This is a genomic window from Eggerthella sp. AM16-19 (assembly GCF_003474385.1).
In the GTDB taxonomy this organism is placed as follows: domain Bacteria; phylum Actinomycetota; class Coriobacteriia; order Coriobacteriales; family Eggerthellaceae; genus Senegalimassilia.
On record NZ_QUCY01000021.1, the window covers coordinates 1 to 17,029 of the forward strand.

Below are 17,029 nucleotides of genomic sequence, written 5' to 3' on the forward strand. Positions count from 1 at the left end.
CGGGAGCCGATGCCGGGCCGGCGCCGCCGGGGGTACCGGGACGCGCTGCGCCGGGAGCGCTAGGGCGCGCTGCGCCGCGCCCGCCGCGGGAGGCATAGCTCTCGCGGGCGTACTGCTCGAACTCGGGCGAGGAAACGCCCGGCTCGAAAGGGTCATGATACTGTTGATTACGATTCGTCATGGCCCGGATTATACTTCCAAGGACGAACCCGTCCGAAACCCAGGGAGGCACAATGGACGAAAAAGACATTGCCGCGTTGCAAAACGCCGAAATAGATTACGAGGACATCATCGACCGCTTCGAAGGCAACGAATCGCTGTACCTGAAACTGGCCGAACTGTTCCTCGACGACCTCCACATGCCCAACGTCCGCCGGGCGTTTGCCGCAGGCGATCTGGCCACCGCGGAGATGGAAGCCCACGCCCTCAAAGGCGTAGCCGGCAACCTCTCGCTCACCAACGTGCACAAGCTGGCGAAAAGCATGAACGACGCCCTCAGGGAAGGCAACCAAGCCGCAGCAACCAAGCTGCTCCCAGAGCTGGACGAGGCATACGCAAAGGCAGTAGGAGCCTTGCGAGAGGTGCTGGGAAGGTAGGGAGCGAAGACCCGCGCGCGAAACGCGAACGCCACGCCAAACAACAAAGCAGGCCGGATCGCCGCCAAAGCGACCCGGCCTGCTTTTGTATGAGAGGAAGACGCTAAGCGCAGCCCGGCCATTTCCAGCCGGCCAACTGCATCAATCTAGTATCCAGGAATCCATCTTCCGTCCGATCCAACATAATACGAACCGATCCACTGGTCTTTTGCCATAGCGCCATCTTCAAGAAGGTAGTAATCCCCTTCCCACGAAGATGACTTCATCGCTCCAGAACCGCAATAAAAACGCCAGGCAACTCCGTCGTTAAACCAACCCGTAACCATTGCGCCAGATGACGCGAATCGATACGCAACGCCTTCGATAATCTGCTCCCCAACCAACATCTTGCCTGCATCGGAGAAGCAATACCAGCTGCCATTCACGAACTGCCACCCCGTACCCATCGCGCCAGAACCGTCGCAGTAATACCAGGTACCTTCATCGTCTATCCAACCAATATGCATAGCGCAGCTAGTAGGGTCGAGATAATAGTAGTTAGCCCCGATTTGATTCCAACCCGTTCTCAGGCACCCCGAGTTATCCGACCAATACCAAGAACCGTTTACAAACAACCAGCCGATGCCCATAGCCCCAGATCCGTTTAGCCAATACCAGCTCTGACCATCCTTCAACCATCCGGTTGCCATCGCGCCGTTTGCGGGGTCAAGGTAGTACCAAGCTCCCCCCACAAACTGCCAACCGGAAAGCATGGCACCGTTTCCGCCCATGTAATACCACGTCCCCCAGGCATCGGCCCAGCCAATGGCCATCGCGCCGGACGAGGTCAGCCAGTACCAGTTCTGGCCATCCTTCAGCCAACCGGTTGCCATCGCGCCGTTTGCGGGGCTGAGGTAGTACCAGGAACCATTAACCCACTGCCAACCATTCAGCATGGCACCGGATGAGTTCAAATAGTACCAACTGCCATTCGAAAGCACCCAACCGGTCTGCATCCAACCAGCGGAATCAAAGTAATACCATGCATCATCGATATAGGCCCAACCATTTGACGGGTAGCTCCCGTTTTTATACTGATACCACCAAGAGCCATTAGAGAAAACCCATGTATCTTTATGACGAATCGGACCCGCAAAATCGAAATTGATATCTACTCCCCCGGCAATGCCGTTAATCAATGTATTGCTGTCAGCCTGCCACATCCCATATTTGCCGGAATACGTGCATTTATAGTTATATTGGGCGACCCAACGAGGCCAAGAGGAGAAAGCGGAGTCGGTCAAACGATTAGTCCACCAATTGGTATTCGCGTACACACCTGGCGTATATCCAGCAGCAGCAATAGCATTGCAATATGTCGAAGCGATACTCCCTAAAGCCGCGGAGCCAAGTTTCCCCTGCTGATTCTCGTCTTCCATATCATAGTAAACAGGATAAGAAAGGCCATAAGGGCTAAGGCCGGCTTCTCGCAAAAGCCTCAAGGTATGCTCTGCTTCGCTTTGGGCCATTGCATTATCGGTAGCATATGAATACAGATACACGCCAAAAGGAATTCCATAACGCTGGCATTCCTGAACATTTCTCAGAAATCGCTTGTCGTCCTGATTCGAATAATCGCTTCCATAGCCGCATCGAAGAATCGCATACGTCACACCGGAAGACTGAACCTGAGACCAATCGATATAGCCCTGATGCTCCGAAACATCAACACCGAATCCCACGGCGCTATTGACTATCGTCCCGTTAGAGCCATACCAAACGCCGCCCTCATTCCACCACGAATTAAGCCGGTTTGCAAACAACGCGAAACCGGTTCCCTCTCCATAGGCATCGGAGTTTCCGTAACGCCAACTACTCGCATACGAACCGGAGCCTTGGTCATATTCGTTAGCAAATCCATCCGACTCGCGCTCGGCGCATACATCATCAGCAACATCGGCAAACGAGCAAACAGGAACAACAAGCGACAGCGCCACCGCTAACGCACAAATCAAAGGCAAAGTCACCCGATTAAACAAGACCAACACACTCCTATACGCTATTCTGAACTTAGAAATTCGGAACTGTAAGTAGCACCACTATAGAGGAGAGGAGCATCTTATGAGCAGAAGAAAGCACCGAAATCCGTTTCAATGGCGAAAACTCGCCGTTTTACCGACGGCAACATGCCTAGCACTGTGCATGGGATACACGTCTCCAGCAATCGCCGAAGAGCCGGTTCAAAACAGCGAATCAACCACCGCACAGGTTTCGACAGTCGAAGAATCTTCGCCTGGGGTCGATACAACCGCGAAAGAGAGCACAACCGACAAATCGAACAAAAGCGCTCTTTCGGCTACCACCATACCTGCAGCGGACGCGAACTCAGCCGCCGGCGAAGGCGGCAGCGAAGCGGAGCCCGCACCCCCCGCCGAGGATGTCTACGCCCTCGTGCCGTCCGAATCGTCCCCGCACCTGACGTGGACCAAGAACGGCGAGCCGTGCGCCGCCAGCGGGTGGAAGAGCTTCGAGGGCGCGTGGTACTGGTTCGACGGCTCCCCCTGCGCCGCAGAGGCCCGCTGGGTGAGCGACCGCGGCTCGTGGTACTGGCTGGGCGAGGACGGGCGCATGGCCGAGGGCACCTTCGAGGCGCAGGGGTCGCTGTGGCACGCCACCGCCTCGGGCGCGCTGCTCACCGGGCGGGGCTGGGCCTGGGACGGCGCGTGGTACCGCACGAGCCCCTCGGGCGCGCTGACCACCGGCTGGCTGTGGGACGGCGCCTGGTACTGGCTGGACCCCGAGAACGGCAAGATGGCGGCCGGCTGGTTCCGCGACGGCGGCGGGGACTGGTACCTGGCGGACGGCTCGGGCCGCATGCTCACCGGCTGGCAGGCGACCGGCGGGCGCTGGTACCACCTGGCGGGCTCCGGGCGCATGGACGCCGGCTGGCTGTGGGACGGCGCGTGGTACTGGCTGGACCCGGAGAGCGGGGCCATGGCGACGTGGTGGGCCCAGGACGGCGCCGGAACATGGTGGTTCCTGGCGCCCGACGGCAGGCTATCCGGCAACCGCTGGGTGGCCGGCGCGGGCGGGTCGTGGTACTGGGTCGACGCGTCGGGCCGCATGGGCTCGGGCTGGCTGCCCTGGGGCGGGTCCTGGTACTGGCTCGACCCCGAGACCGGCAAGATGACCACTGCAGACTGGGTAGACGATCGTGGTACGTTTTATTGGATGAACGCCGATGGCATCATGGCGTCAAATTGCTGGGTCTACGATAACGACGGCTACTGGCATTGGGCCAACAAATCGGGCGCCATGGCAAGCGGATGGCTTACCAAAGGAGCGGCGAAATACTACCTTGACCCCAAAGACGACAAGCATCCTATGACCACCGGTCTCGCAACTATAGATGACAAGCAATACTCGTTTGGCCCATCTGGCGAAATGCAAACTGCCGCATGGGTAGCCATAGATGAATCGGGGTTCTATTCCTTCGCAGGAACCGATGGCGTTATTTCAAGTGTTGTCAGAAAAGACGCAAATGGCATCATCATTGACAGCGAAGGAAACGCCTTGTCGGGCTGGGTGGAGCTTGGCGGCACGCGTCTTTACGTCGATCCCGACACGCATCAGGCCAAAACGGGTTGGCTGAAACAAAATGAAGGATACTATTATCTAGACGCCTCTTCGGGAAGCATGCGCACAGGCTGGACCCACGTTGATGGTTATTGGTATTACCTCGGCCATGACGGAATCATGCAAACTGGCTGGCAATCGATCGGAAACGCCTGGTATTACCTTAGCCCCGCAAGCGGCGCCATGAAAACCGGCTGGCTTTCAGAAGGCGGCGCATGGTACTTCCTCAACAATAGCGGAGCTATGGCTACGGGCTGGATATGGGACAACGCCTGGTATTATCTTCGCCAAAACGGAGCTATGGCCACGGGCTGGATATGGGATGGAAGCCGTTGGTACTTCCTTCAGGCAAATGGTGCCCTTTTCAAAATCAACGATATGGTGTGGGCATTGAACTCTTTTGGATTCAATAGCCTCAATTCCTTCAATACCAGTCGCTCGATTTCAAGCGGCGCTTGGGATGAACTGCAAAATGCCATTAACAATTATTCCAATATGGGATGCACTGTCGGATTCACTATGATTGACCTGACCACAGGCGCTGGCGTTGCGTACAATGCCGATTGGCGCCACAACAGTGCGTCCACCATCAAAGGCCCTTATGTCGTGGCACTGAACAAGTTATGGCCTTGGGAGTTGGCGAATTCCGAATCCGATATGTTCATCACGCTTGATGTTTCCAGCAACTTCACGTATGCCAACCTTTGCAATCGCTATGGGCATTTCCCGTTAGATTACATGGTCAGCGAAGTAGGTGCTGGCGGATTCGCTTGGGACGGCGACTACGGGTATTACAGCTCCAAAGATCTCTGCAAAATGTGGGTTGATGTAGCAGACTACCTTATCAATGGCGGCCAGAACGCCGAATGGTTGCAAAACGTTATGGGCAACAACTCCCATATCACCTCACGCGGCGCCCTATCCTGGACCGGATCGACGGTTTATGCAAAATCAGGATGGGTAAACGGCTATGTTAATTCGCACAATGAGGGCTATCTGGTCATGCGTGGCGACCACCCCTATGTTGTGGCGATCATGTCCGACAACATCCATGAGAACAGCTGGTGCATGGCAAACCTGGTAAATGCCATCGATCGAGCACATAGCGAATTGGTCTGGTAGATACCCAGATTTAAATTCTGAATAGCAAAAAGGGAGGGTTGCCTTTCATGGCAACCCTCCCTTACTTTAGCCAGCTGATGCTAGTGCCAGCAAACCTTGCACATGCTGCGATTGCCGGCGTCATACCACGTGCCGTGAAGTATCGTGGTCGACTTGCTTAGCGTAGGACAACCGGTAGTTCTGTGATAGCTACCACCGCCTGGCGTCCAATAGACGTACTGCCATTGACCATCAGCGCCCACATAGTAGCCACCAACCCACTGGTTTGTGGCCATTGCACCGGAACCGGTTACGTAATAGTTGCCAACCCAGCGATTGGTCGCCATCGCACCGGAACCATCAAAGTAATAATAAGCACCGCCGATGATTCTCCAGCCCGTAGCCATCGCACCTGAAGCATCGAACCAATACCAGGTGCTACCAAGTTGCAGCCAACCAGTCTGCATGGCGCCGGAACCCGCAAGGTAATACCACGCGCCACCAGACTGCTGCCAGCCGGTGAGCATAGCACCGGAGCCAGCAAACAGGTAGTACGTGCCGCCGATCTTCGACCAGCCAGTAGCCATCGCGCCGGAATCGGCAAACCAGTACCACGCGCCGCCGACGACCTGCCAGCCGGTTGCCATGGTACCCGAACCTGCGAGGTAATACCACGCGCCACCGGATTGCTGCCAGCCGGTCTGCATGGCGCCAGAGCCTGCAAACAAGTAGTACGCGCCATCAACGATACGCCATCCGGTCGCCATTTCACCGTCAACGTCGAACCAATACCATGCGCCGCCGATAGCCTGCCAGCCGGTCTGCATGACACCGGAGCCGTTGCAGTAATACCACTTTCCACCGTCTGACACCCATCCGGTCTTCATGTATCCAGACGCATCGAAATAATAGAAAGAGCCATCGATTTCTTTCCAGCAGGAAGAAGGATAGGTATCGTCGCCGTTGCTGTACCACCAGCCACGCGAATCGCTCATCCATTTTGCCGGGTTCTTCTCGATTACAAAGGTTTTATCCTGGGTGCCGGAAAAATTGCCCTTGCCCGCGATGGAGACCTTTGCCGTCCCAACCTTGACGTTATCGGAAAGCGTTAACACGTAATCCGTCCCACGCTTCAGCTCTTTCCCGTTGAACGTGCATTTCACATTTGGGGAAATCGCCTTACCAGTATAGGCGTACGTTTCATCGATACCGGAAACCTCCACCTCGGAGATGGAAGCGGGCTCTATGCACCAATCAACGGTAAGATCATCAGAGGTGCCGGTAGAAGCCCAGACGCAATGTTCCTTATCCTTCAGGGACAGCTTTGCCGCATAAGAGCCGGCGTTCGTGGCGGAGCCGTTTTCGACCGTATAGAAATCGAAATCCTTGATTCCCACCTGCTCAGCACCCGTGTACGCCAGCCCTTGCGGAGCTGACGGAGCCTCAACGGATTGCCTCTCATCCGGTTTTGGCTCGATAACGCGAATCGTCATGGAGCCAAGCTCTTTCACTTCCCAATTGTTAACATCCTGCACATAAGAGCCATGGCGCGAGGAGGTAGGATAGCACAGCGTTACCGTCGTATCCCCAACGCCTCGAGCAAGCATCTGCAAAACATCTTGATTGTTCAAACCTTCGGTTCCGTCGGCGCTCTTGAAAACGGCTACGCCGGTATTGCCCGTCTTGAAAACCAAGGGCTGCAACGCACTGCGTTCCGATTCGGTAAGCTTGTCCAAACCGGCAATGTACTTCGACATATCAAGTTGCTTACCCTGCTCAACGGTCAGCTCATCCTGCGTCAAGCTCAGCTTTGCGCCAATATCATCTCGATCGACAACGGTGACCTTGCACGTGCCTTGATTGCCCCAAATGTCACTGATAGTGATATTGGCAACACCTGCGCTTCTTTCGCTAAGACACCCATCTTTGATGGTAGCCACTTCGGGATTATCGCTAGTAGCGGTAACATACGGAACATAGTCCGGGGAGCCAGACGAGGTGACTCCGTAGTCAAACTGAACATGCTGTCGCTTTAGAGCCTCAATAGCTCCATTTGCCTCGTATGAAGAGAGGTAAGTTCCTGACGAGTTCGGTCGAGCGACTATGCTCGCCCCCTTCGTGATGTTCTTCTCCATGTAAATCGTCGCTTCAGGCTCAACAACCAATGTTGGATTCACCTGCTCGCCAACGTGAACGGCGATTTTCTTCTCAACGCCCGTCGGATTACCGTCCTTATAAGCAGTCAGCGTTAACACGGCATCGCCAGGGTCGCCCACGCGAACCTCAAGATTAGCATTGGCGCTAAACTGGTTGCGGCTAAGATAGGCGGAAACGACAGATTCATCCGAAGAGGAAACACGCACATCTTGCCCAAGCGTGAACGCATGAGCCGAATCAGCACCACGCACCAACACATATGCTTGCGTTCCAAGCTGTTCCACGTGATCGACGCCGCCCGCCTTGCAAATAGCGCAATCCGTAACCGCGTTGAAGGACAGGGAATCAGCACTCTTGATGGATGCAATGGGATTCTCTTCGGCGGAAACGACCACATTGACAACCTGATCATCTTCGTAGGTTCGATATTGACCCTGGAACGAGTAATGAACCGTTATCGTTGCAGTACCGGAAGCCAAGGCGTCCAGAATCAAGCGCCCGCCGATGCCGGACTCGCTACCATTTTCGTCCAGTTTGCATGAAACGACCGAGGAATCGCTTGATTCGACCGAGTAGTTAGACAAGGCGTTCCTTGCCACGCGATCCTCGGAAAGCCAGCCACGCTTATCCATAGTAGGAAGATAGGTGTCAGCGGTGCCAAAAGCAACAGAGGCACCTGGCATCAGGTAGCCATTGGCGCATTCATCATCGATAACATGAATTCCCCAGTTTGGCTCCGTGCTCATATTGGAGAACTGGCCGTCAACTTTCGCCCCATCGCCGAAACGCTCAACAATCGGTGTTGTATCAGCGATTCGATTACCCTGGCAGCTGAAGCTGGTTACCGATTGGGGAATCTTGCTCAGATCAACAAAATCCAAGCCGCATGAATACAAGTTGAGACTCTCCAACTTGCTGCATGGAAGGAAATCATACGATTACAAATCAGAAGAGTTGAATGAGCAACGCTCTAAATTCGGAAACGATGATCCATCAAAGTTCAAAGCCCCTGAGCAAAACGCCAAAGATAAATTAGTCAACGTGTTGCTGCATTTTGCAAGAACACTCTCATGGTTCAACTTGGGACATTTAACCAGCCCTAAGCCGCGAATACTATCGACCGGGATATCCAGCGAACTAAGATTGGCGCATTCGCTGACAATCAGCTGCGTCAAATGATCGGCATTGCGAACCTCAATCGACTCAAGCGAAGGCATACCTCGAACATATAGTGAGTCTAGATTCGAGGAATCTTCGAGGATCAGGTGCTTTACACCCACAAGTGCATTGCCATCGCGTTCGTCACCGGCTATATCAAGGTTCTTCGGAGTAATGTTTCCGGAATTGCCCTGGCTCGTCTCCATATCGAATGTTTTAGGAACTACCAGAGTATCACCCGACAAATCGGCATCCCTAATATCGACAGAATAAAGCTCCTGGATAGGATTTCCGTTTTCGTCATACAGAGGATATCCATTCTCATCAAACGAATAATGGGTCGACGTCCATCCATATAAACCGGAAACACTCGCAAAAGAAGACGCAACGGCGTCCGCCGATCCGCCTTCCTCCTCAGCGGCAACCGCCACGCCGCCCCAGGGCATAAGCCCAACGGCGAGCACAGCCGACAACCCAAGCTTAACGGCCCGCGACGGCGGCCTCGATTGAAACCTCTTTCCCATTACTACCCCTTTCCTACGAGAAACCTACCAACCGTATTATCCCCCCTCACAAGCTCTTCATAAAGCATGTATCACTCGAATTAAGCGCATTATTATGCTTGTTCGAACCAGGAACGTGAGCCCTCCCTCATATCCAACCTTATGCAATAGGCAAAGTTCGATAGATATGCAAATTACCCTGCCGTTCAATCTTTAACGTACTTGTGATGATTCTGAACAATACCTTCCATTGTTCATTATTCTTGCTATGATTCGGTTATCCGAACAACGAAAGGCACTTCAGCAATGCTATCCCAAAACCAATTCAAGGTAATCAATGCGCTCAACAAGCAAAGCGAGCTTACCCAAAGAGAGCTTGCGAGCGAGACCGGTCTTAGCCTTGCCACGGTCAACGCCACCTGCAAAGAGTGCGAAACCGCCAGCTTGATCGAAAGCGGCCGACTCACTATTGCAGGCATAGCCGCATTGAAGCCCTACGCTGTCGACAATGCGGTTATCCTTGCAGCCGGCCTCTCGTCGCGCTTCGCCCCTATTTCCTACGAGCGCCCTAAGGGGCTGCTTAAGGTGCGCGGCGAAATCCTCATTGAACGCCAAATCGAACAGCTTCAGGCCGTAGGGATCCGCGACATCGTTGTCGTGGTTGGCTATAAAAAGGAATCATTCTTCTACCTCGAGGACAAATATGGGGTGAAGATTGTTGTGAATCGCGAGTATGCATCCCGCAACAACAACTCCTCGCTCATGCTGGTTCGCGAGATCCTCGACAACACCTATATCTGCTCTTCGGATAACTATTTTGAGAAAAACCCTTTCGAAAGCCATGTGTGGAAAGCGTATTACTCCGCAGAGTACGCTGAGGGCTTCACAAAGGAATGGTGCATCAAAACCGGATCGCATGATCGAATCACAAAGGTAACTGTCGGCGGAACCGATGCGTGGTACATGATTGGACACGTGTTCTTCGACCGCGCATTCTCCGCACATTTCCGCGAAATCCTTGAGGCCGAGTACGATCTGCCCCAAACCTGCGACAAGCTCTGGGAAGACCTGTACGTCGAACATATCAAAGAGTTCGATATGCAAATCAGGCGATATGACCAGCCGATCATCCATGAGTTCGACTCGCTCGATGAGCTACGAGATTTCGACCCGCTCTTTCTCGAGAACCTTGATTCCGAGATCTTCGACAACATCGTTGCGGTTCTCGGCTGTGATAAGTCGGAAATTCACAACGTCTATCCACTCAAGCAGGGACTCACGAACCTCAGCTGCCATTTCTCCACCAATGATGGCGAATGGGTATATCGCCACCCCGGCGTAGGAACAGAGCTGCTCATCGACCGCGCAGCGGAGAAAACCGCTCTCGAAACCGCGCGAACGCTTGGGCTTGACAACACCTTCGTTTTCGAAAATCCTCGACGCGGTTGGAAGATCTCAAAGTTCATTCCCGACTGCAAAAACCTCGACCCGAAAAACGATGCCCAGCTGCAGAAAGCAATGACCATGGCACGTCAGTTGCACGAGTCTGACGCTACCGTCGAACGCCGCTTCAGCTTCTACGACGAAGGCAAAGGTTACGAACAATCGCTCTTGGCAAGAGGTCCCATCGATGTTACGGATTGGGCAGACATGGAAGCGCAGGCAACGGAGCTCCACAAGCTGCTTGAAGCGGAAAGCGGCGAACCGGTGTTGTGCCACAACGACTTCTTCAGCCTTAATTTCCTTGTTGAGGAAAACGGCAACGTCAGCCTGATCGACTGGGAATACGCCGGGATGAGCGACTACGCGAACGATTTCGGAACCTTCTGCGTATGCGATCAGCTTGACGAGGAAGAAATGCACCACGCGCTCACGCACTACTTCGGGCGCACGCCCACAGATGCCGAATGGCGGCATAATCTTGCCCAGGTTGGAATGGCAGGCTGGTGTTGGTACGCGTGGTCGCTTCTCAAAGAATCAGAAGGCGAAAACGTCGGCGAGTGGGCCTATATCTATTACCGTTACGGCAAGACGTATTTGAAGAAGGCGCTGGACCTGTACAAGCAGCAATAGCTCTCGAAACGGACCGCGAGATTAAGGGAGGAATCCGATGGAGGCAAAAGTCGAAACGCTACGCAACCAGCGGCGAAAAAGGTTCATGACGAGGGGCATCACCTTTGCCGTGGCATCAGGCATCTGCTACGGCTTATACACGGGCTTTCTCACCTTGGCGGAAACCCAAGGAGTATGGGGCGACTGGTTTGCGGGCACCGAATGGGGCAACGGCAATGCGGCGCTGAACGCATTCACCATCACGTTCACGCTTGCCGCCTTGGCAGCAGGCCTTAACGACCTGTTCAGCGGCATATGGTCGATCGCGGTTTGCGCGAAGAACCGGCAGCTTGGCGATTTCCGGAAAACCCTGAAAACCAAACCGGGCCGCGTGATGATGCTCTGCGCGATAATCGGCGGCCCCTTCGCGACGATCTGCTATGTGATCGGCCTCAACTCGGCGACGGCTTCGGGAAACCCTGGAGTAATCGTTCCCATTGCGGCTTTGAACTGCGCCATCGGCGCGATTCTCGGACGCATCCTCTTTAAGCAGAAGCTCAAGGCGCACAAGGTCGTCGGCATCCTCGTCTGCTTGGCTTCCGCTGCAATGATTGGAGGCGCAAGCTTCGCGACCATGGGCCCCGACGCTCTTTTGGGATGCGTGTTCGCGTTCTTGGCCGCGTTTGGCTGGGGTTTCGAGGGATGCGTCGCCGGCTTCGGAACCATCTTGATCGACTACCGAATCGGCATTGCCATCCGTCAAGTCACCGCAGGCTTGCTGGAGCTGCTGATCGCGTTCCCCGTTCTCGCGATTATGGGCGGAGGTATTGGAAGCGTTCCTGAATTGCTCGGCGCCGCCATCACAAGCCCCGTACTGCTCATCTTCGCCATTTCAGGCTTGTTCGCCATGCCGGCATATTCCTTCTGGTATAAAGGCAACTCCATGTGCGGCACCGCTTTGGGGATGGCATGCAACGGCATGTACGCCTTCTGGGGACCGCTGTTCATCTGGATCACCCTTGGCGTACTCAACATCGGCGGCATGAGCGCAGATTACCCGCCCTTAACGAGCGCACAATGGATTGGCGCCATCGTTATGGTTATCGGCATCTTCTGCATTGCCGCGAATCCGCTTGAGATCGTTCGAAAGAAGCAGGAGGAATAGGCAATGACCAGCAAACTACCTCTTTACTACGCGATTATGCGGCATTTCGCCGATGGCAAACCCGATTGCGCAGAGGGAGTCATGCAAGATCTGCGTACCGACTACGGCTCCTACAAGTTGTTCACCCGAAAGGATATCGAGGAGGCCTTGGCAACCGCAAAAGAAAACGGCCTACTCAACGAGTGCGACTGGAAGCTTGACGCCGAAGGGGAACTGCAAACGTTCTACGCAGCAAACGATTTCGGCAAGGATATGATCCGTCGGCATATTGAATGAATTGCTGATGGATGAAGCTGGGTAAACGGCATCATCCATCAGCCGAAAAACGCACTCCATTTCATCCTTGCTTCCTTACAATAAAAGTCGAAGGGAAACAAGGGCGAAAGGAGTCATATGTCACCATCAAATGTGGCGAAACGGTTCGCGATCGCCGCTGCAATCGTAGCAGCAGCGGCGATCGCAATGCTTCCGTTATCGGCTTATGCCGATAAAGCAGAAGGAAGCAACGTAAACGAATCGCAGCCATTCACTTCAAGTGTTTCACAAATAGGCGAATCAACTGCAATCTCTATTGCAATTGATTCGGCAAGCACACTTGTAGACAACGGAATTGCCGATACGATTAGCGTAAATGCCGCGATGACCTACAACGACGCCATAACGCGCAGCGTAAGCAGCGAAGCAGCCTTGAGCACGCTAGCAAGCAACGAGTTTCAAGTTGACCTGCAAGATTACGGTCCATTTTCTGTGGCCGTTGCGTATCTGAAAAACGGGCAAACGGTCAACAGCTCAACCTATTCCATCGGCATTTCCGCAAGCGAATACAATCTCGCACCGCTGAGCGCCTCCTTCCCGGTAGTTCTTTACTCTCTTTCTTACTGGGATATCAGCACCTCTGATACAGGAAATGCCATCCCGTCAATCGTCATGCTTGATAGGCCATCCGCGTACAACTGGGACAGTCTGCCGAGCGGTATGCATGCCATGCCTTTCCTCACCGCAGAGCAGAATAGAACCACCAGCAGCTGGTCGGCGTTCGCAGATTACGTTGCTGCGTTGTACCAAATCAACCCAAACGCGAAGTTCCACTTGTATGTCAACGACATCACCTGCTCTCTTGTGCATAGGATGATATATGCAAACAAAATTCCAGAGGGCAATTATTCGATCACGCTTCTTTCTGACGGAACCGCAACCTACGTGTTCACCAATGATGCCTTTAACGTATCGGATCCGGCTTCCAAAAATCAAACCCTCATTGATCAATGGAACAGCGCCAAAACTGCTGAATACAAAACTGGCACGGTATCAGCAGGCTATTCCGGCTATCACGACCACTGGGACTCCATGTATGCGCTCTTGAGCATCGAGCCGGGAACGGAGTGGTGGATGACCAGAACTAATCTGTTCACCAGCGGAGACAACAACGCTTTCGCAAGCACCATAGCGACCGATCCGGGCGTCAAGAAAAAGAACGTCGCAACGATGTTGAACGGCGTTTCCGCCAAGGGCGAGCAAACCGTGCAAGAGCTTAAAGCCCTGTACAATTTTAATGATGGCTACTTCACTGATGCCGAAGCTCAAGGCAAAAAGGCAATGATGCTGTTAGGGACCTATGTTTACCTTGAAAAAGACTTCGAAGAATACGCTAGCCTAACTGAAACCATGTTTGGCGACGGGTACAAATATTATTACAAGGGCCACCCAAACACGCCGACGGCGCTCTGGCCTGAAAAACAGCAGCAGCTAGATCTTCTGGATATCGAAGACATAGACTCTTCGGTTGCCGCTGAGTTAATCCTGTTCTTCAATCCTTCGCTTAACCTGTCCGGCTACAGCTCAAGCACGTATAACTCCACCACGACAGATGCAGCAGGTGGGTTATGGGGGCAAACGAAAGCGCAGGCGCTCTCCCCTACTAGCTCCATCGATTATTCAATTATGGACTGGTTCGCCACGCCGATAAGCAACTCTCAGAACTCTGCATATCAATCATTGTGCGCACCGGGCGAATCTAGTTACTTGGTTGAGTTCTCCGATAGCATTCTGCAAACTGCCGATTACAACTTTGCAGTCTATTCGTACACGAGAAACACCCTCTCTTATTACAAGACCACCAGCGAAAGTACCTACAAACTGGTCGGAACCAAGACCGGAGATTCGACTGTAAAATGGGAAGGTTCCTCGCCCGATACCTGGGTTCCTTACGTTAACGGCAAGATCATCGACAATGGATGGGTCCTCGACAACGGTTCATGGTATCTCATGAGCAATGGAAAGTTGCAGATAGGCTGGGCCCTCAAAGATGGCGAATGGTATTTCTTCAATACTACCGGAATCATGCAAAGAGGATGGCAGCAAATCAATGGCATCTGGTATCTATTGAATACCAATGGAACGATGAAAACGGGATGGAGCAACCTTAACGACAATTGGTATTGGCTCGACCAAAGTGGAGCAATGCAAACGAACTGGGCTTTAATCGACGGTAGTTGGTACTGGTTCAACAATTCAGGCGAAATGGCCACCGGATGGAACGCGATTAACGGCACCTGGTATCTATTCGATGATAGCGGCGCCATGCAAACCGGCTGGAAGTTCGCATCGAGTAATTGGTATTACCTAGCGGATAGCGGAGCAATGCAAACCGGTTGGATGCTAGACAGTGGCGTTTGGTACTACCTAAACGCATCGGGCGCAATGGCCAGAGATTGGACGAAGATCGGCAACGATTGGTACTACTTCGATGGTTCAGGTGCAATGCAAACCGGCTGGCAGCTTATTGATGGAAGCTGGTATTACCTCAATTCGTCTGGAACAATGGTTGCCTCTCAATGGGTCGGAAACTATTACTTGCTTAGCAACGGCGCTATGGCAACTAATCAGTGGATCGGCAAGTACCATGTTGACGAAAACGGAAAGTGGGACGCAACGGATGCAACCCACAACACGCAGCAAGCCGCATAACGGTTTATGGCTCATTTGGTCCATATTGGCGCATGTAAGAGCTAACGTCCTTTGAGTACGCCTGACACCGCAACCCCCGGCTATCGGAGCAATCCAATGCCGGGGGTTGCTTATGCTTCTTCAAAGTGCATGACCGCATGCCACATCACGTGCAAGCATTTCGGTAGTGTCGAGAATGTTGGTGTAAGCCGTTCTGGCGACGCGCCGCCGAAGGCGGCCCGAGCGAACGGCGAATCGGGACGGCGAGGGGGCTCCGGCCCTCTCCCGAACCCGGGATCCAAGCGGCCATGCTACGCCGCATCCACCTTCTCCGCAAGCTCCAAGCTCGCGATGGTCATCTTCCTGGCCGCTTCGGCGAGGTCGGCGGCGGGCCTGCCGGCCCCTTCGGGCTCCTTCTTCCGCTTCTCGTCGCACAGCTCCTGGATCTTGCCGTATGCGAAGTAGCGCGACTCGGACCACTGCTCGTCGAGCTCGCACATCACGGCCCCGACCAGGCGCTCGAGCGATCTCTCCGACGGGAACACCTGCACCACGCGGCTGCGGCGCTTTATCTCGCGGTTCGCGCGCTCCTGCACGTTGTTCGTGCGCAGCCGCTTCCAGTGCGACGGCGGGAAGGCGAGGTAGGCCAGCGCGTCGGGCTCGGCCCCCTCGGCCACGTCGGCGGCCTTGGGGCAGCAATCGCGGAGCATGTCGCAGGCCACGTGGTACATTGCCCGCGCCGTCGCCGCGTCCTTGGCCCGGAACGCCGGCGACATTATGCGGCCCACGCGCTTCTTGAGCTGGCGCGACCCGGCCTCGCGCATGCAGTCGCGCATCAGGTGGACGGCGCATCTCTGCCAGGAGGCGCCCTGGAACACCTCCTCGACGGCGTTGACCAGGCCCTTGTGCGCATCGGAGGTCACGAGCTGCACGCCGTGGACGCCGCGGCCCTTGATGCGGCGCAGGAACCCGAGCCACGAGTCGTACGACTCGGTGTCCACCACCGACAGACCCAGCACGCGGCGCCAGCCGCCCTCGTCGCAGCCGATCGCGGTGACCACGGCGGTGGAGGCCACGCGGCCGTCGCGGCGGCACTTGACGTAGGTGGCGTCGAGCCACAGGTACGGGGTGCGCGCATCGGCCAGATCGCGGCCCATGAGCTCGGCCACGTCGGCGTCGAGGCCCTTCGCTATGGTGCTGACCTGGTCCTTCGACAGCCTGGATATCCCCAGCTTCTCTACGATGCGCTGCACCTTGCGCGTCGAGGTGCCGGTGGCGTACATCTCGGCCACCGCCGACACGACCGCGCGGTCGACGCGCTGGTAGCGCTCGACCACGTCCTCCGAGGAGAAGCTGCCCGGCCTCAGCTTCGATATCCTCGTCGTGATGTCGCCGACGCACTGACCGGGTTGCGCTCGCGGTAGCCGTTGCGGCTGTTGGCGCCTCCCGAGCACAGCTGGTCGGCCTTGGCGTCCCTAATCGCGTTCGCGACGTCCTCGGCGATGCGCCTCATGGGCTCCCTCAGGTTCACCGACTCGTTCTAGAACCTCGGCATCGCCGACTGCTCCCGCACGCTTTCTGATAGACCCCTCCATTGCGGTCTTCGTCCTTTCCAAGAATCCGTTATGTCGCAATTCCGGATTCTAGGGCGAAGGCCGTTTCCCTTCAAAGCCATCTCGATCCGCTTCGCTTACACCAACTTTCCCGACACGATCGCATTTCCGCAATAAAACACT

General features: G+C 54.8%; 10 protein-coding genes and 1 pseudogene. 6 read left to right on the forward strand and 5 right to left on the reverse strand.

What is annotated here, in order from left to right; all coding sequences use genetic code 11:
* Window positions 1–181 (reverse strand): hypothetical protein (locus DW178_RS11590; protein ID WP_286168613.1); only part of this gene is annotated, 181 nt, incomplete at its 3' end.
* A 52-nt stretch (window positions 182–233) separates the two neighbouring features.
* Here DW178_RS11590 and DW178_RS08585 point away from each other — a divergent pair.
* Window positions 234–596 carry an Hpt domain-containing protein gene (locus DW178_RS08585; RefSeq protein ID WP_158574139.1) on the forward strand — a complete coding sequence of 121 codons (363 nt, stop codon included), beginning with the start codon at window positions 234–236 and terminating at the stop codon, window positions 594–596.
* 146 nt (window positions 597–742) lie between these two features.
* On the opposite strand, the gene DW178_RS08590 is transcribed toward DW178_RS08585, so the two are convergent.
* Window positions 743–2,620 carry a GH25 family lysozyme gene (locus DW178_RS08590; protein ID WP_147363848.1) on the reverse strand — a complete coding sequence of 626 codons (1,878 nt, stop codon included), beginning with the start codon at window positions 2,618–2,620 and terminating at the stop codon, window positions 743–745.
* Between the two features lie 76 nt (window positions 2,621–2,696).
* Between DW178_RS08590 and DW178_RS08595 the strand changes: the two genes are divergently transcribed.
* Window positions 2,697–5,333, forward strand: coding sequence for a serine hydrolase (locus DW178_RS08595; protein ID WP_118350577.1), 2,637 nt, complete (start codon window positions 2,697–2,699; stop codon window positions 5,331–5,333).
* A gap of 80 nt (window positions 5,334–5,413) precedes the next feature.
* On the opposite strand, the gene DW178_RS08600 is transcribed toward DW178_RS08595, so the two are convergent.
* Entirely contained in the window at window positions 5,414–8,380 is a 2,967-nt protein-coding gene (locus tag DW178_RS08600; RefSeq protein ID WP_118350578.1) for a PspC-like choline-binding domain-containing protein, read from the reverse strand.
* 27 nt (window positions 8,381–8,407) lie between these two features.
* The gene (locus DW178_RS08605; RefSeq protein ID WP_118350579.1) at window positions 8,408–9,151 is read right to left on the reverse strand and encodes a hypothetical protein; all 744 of its coding nucleotides are present in this window, start codon (window positions 9,149–9,151) and stop codon (window positions 8,408–8,410) included.
* Window positions 9,152–9,436: 285 nt separating this feature from the next.
* Between DW178_RS08605 and DW178_RS08610 the strand changes: the two genes are divergently transcribed.
* The 4 genes from DW178_RS08610 to DW178_RS08625 all read left to right on the forward strand — a co-directional run bounded on the left by DW178_RS08610 (window position 9,437) and on the right by DW178_RS08625 (window position 15,314).
* Complete coding sequence (locus DW178_RS08610; protein ID WP_118350580.1) at window positions 9,437–11,203, forward strand: phosphotransferase; 1,767 nt, start codon at window positions 9,437–9,439, stop codon at window positions 11,201–11,203.
* An 85-nt stretch (window positions 11,204–11,288) separates the two neighbouring features.
* A complete protein-coding gene (locus DW178_RS08615) occupies window positions 11,289–12,347 on the forward strand; it encodes a DMT family transporter (protein ID WP_286168614.1) in 1,059 nt (352 codons plus the stop codon).
* Window positions 12,348–12,350: 3 nt separating this feature from the next.
* Complete coding sequence (locus tag DW178_RS08620) at window positions 12,351–12,623, forward strand: hypothetical protein (RefSeq protein WP_042436045.1); 273 nt, start codon at window positions 12,351–12,353, stop codon at window positions 12,621–12,623.
* A gap of 117 nt (window positions 12,624–12,740) precedes the next feature.
* Window positions 12,741–15,314 carry a cell wall-binding repeat-containing protein gene (locus DW178_RS08625; protein WP_118350582.1) on the forward strand — a complete coding sequence of 858 codons (2,574 nt, stop codon included), beginning with the start codon at window positions 12,741–12,743 and terminating at the stop codon, window positions 15,312–15,314.
* A gap of 290 nt (window positions 15,315–15,604) precedes the next feature.
* Here DW178_RS08625 and DW178_RS08630 read toward each other — a convergent pair.
* Window positions 15,605–16,848: pseudogene (locus DW178_RS08630) on the reverse strand (IS256 family transposase).
* Between the last annotated feature and the right edge of the window lie 181 nt (window positions 16,849–17,029).